This window comes from Bradyrhizobium manausense (genome assembly GCF_001440035.1).
Taxonomy (GTDB): domain Bacteria; phylum Pseudomonadota; class Alphaproteobacteria; order Rhizobiales; family Xanthobacteraceae; genus Bradyrhizobium; species Bradyrhizobium manausense.
In genome coordinates this window covers 31170-32878 of the sequence record NZ_LJYG01000098.1, presented here as the reverse complement: position 1 = coordinate 32878, position 1709 = coordinate 31170, and the positions used below count along the sequence as shown (strand labels likewise).

Sequence of the window (1709 nt, the reverse complement as noted above, 5' to 3'; positions counted from 1 at the left end):
GCCTTCGATCGCGAGCACCCAGTCGCGCACGGTCGTGAACGCCGGCAGTGCGGCGACGACCGCGCCGAACCCGACCAGGCTCGCGACGCTGAAGGCGGGCAGCACCGAGGCGTTGGCGCCGGCGTCCATGGTCTGGCGCAATGCCGGCAGGCGGGACCAGTTCAGCACGATGGTCGTGATGATGGCGGCGGTCAGCGCCACGGCGACCGACCACACGCCCGCAACCGCGGCGAGCGACGTCCCGCCAAAGCGTTGCTCGGCAAGATAGCTGACATCGAGCCGCGGCAGCACCACGAGCGACATCAAGAGATTGACGGCGACGACGACGATCAAGGGCAGGACGGCGTTCAGGATCGGCGACGCTCGGTCGCTGCGATGGCCATGTTGCAGCTCCGCCGGATCGAACTCGCGCGCCGTCGTCGCACGCTCGCGCACGAGCTCGTCGGTGGCGGCGCGCTCGATCACGTCCTCGATTTCGTCGCCATAGCCCTCGCCGGCGCGCCTGGCCTTGGCCTCCGCGCGATGCAGCCACCACAACCCCGTGCCGAGCATGATCAGGGAGGCGACGATGCCGAGGCCCGGCGCGGCAAACGGCGTCGTGCCGAAGAACGGCATCGGGATCGCATTCTGGATCGACGGCGTGCCCGGCAAAGCCGACATGGTGAAAGTCGACGTCCCCAGCACGATTGCAGCGGGAATCAGACGGCGCGGAATTTCAGCCGCGCGAAACAGCGAGCGGGCCATCGGCACGATGACGAAGAACGCGACGAACAGGCTGACGCCACCGTAAGTCACCGCGGCGCCGGCCAGCACCACGGCCAGGATCACGCGGCGCTCGCCGAGACGCTTGGCCATGAAGTCGGCCACCGATGTCACCGCGCCGCTGTCATCCATCAGCTTGCCGAATACGGCGCCGAGCAGGAAGATCGGAAAGAACTGCGCAAGGAATGCTGCCGCATTCGTCATGAAGACCTGGGTGAGGTTCGCCAGCAGCGGCTCGCCGCCAAACGACGCCGCCACCAGCGCGGCGAAGGGCGCGAGCAGGAGCACACTCCAGCCGCGAAACGCGAACAGCACCAGCAGGCCGAGCCCGACGAGCAGGCCGAGAAGACCCATGCCTCAACACTCCGCCAGCAGAACATCGAGGTCGGCCGTCGATTGCCGGCCGACATCGGCGCCGTGCTCGCGGAGAAACGCATCCGCGGCCAGGCGTCCCTCGGCGCGGAGCAGCGAGACAAACTCCCATTCCGCGTTGAGCTTCGACGAAGCGCCGAACTTCGCCAGCATGTCGCTCTTGACCCGGTGCGTCCGCATCTTCGCCCAGCGCGCCCCCTCGCCGCTGCCGGGATCGGCGGCCTGGCGCAGCAGCGCGATCATGCGCAGCTCCTTCATCAGCGGCGAGTTGAAGGAGATTTCGTTGAGCCGGTTGAGGATCTCCGCCGCGGTGCGCGGCACTTCCGGCCGTTCGGTTGGATTGATCTGAACGAGTATCGTGTCATGCGCGTCGCTCTCGCGAACCAGCGGCGTGATGGTGGGGTTGCCGGCATAGCCGCCGTCCCAGTAAGGCTCGCCGTCGATCTCGATCGCGCGAAACATGGTCGGCAGGCAGGCCGATGCGAGCAGCACGTCGGCCGTGATCTCGGCGTTGCGGAAGATGCGGCCGCGACCCGTGCGCACGCGCGTCGCGGTGACGAAGAGCTGGATCGGCG

2 protein-coding genes are annotated in these 1709 nt (G+C 67.9%); both read right to left on the bottom strand.

Going from position 1 to position 1709, the window contains the following annotated elements:
* Window positions 1-1116 (bottom strand): GntP family permease (locus AOQ71_RS23905; RefSeq protein WP_245317092.1); only part of this gene is annotated, 1116 nt, incomplete at its 3' end.
* Between the two features lie 3 nt (window positions 1117-1119).
* A partial coding sequence (locus tag AOQ71_RS48365) for a patatin-like phospholipase family protein (RefSeq protein WP_347336710.1) occupies window positions 1120-1709 on the bottom strand: 590 nt, incomplete at its 5' end.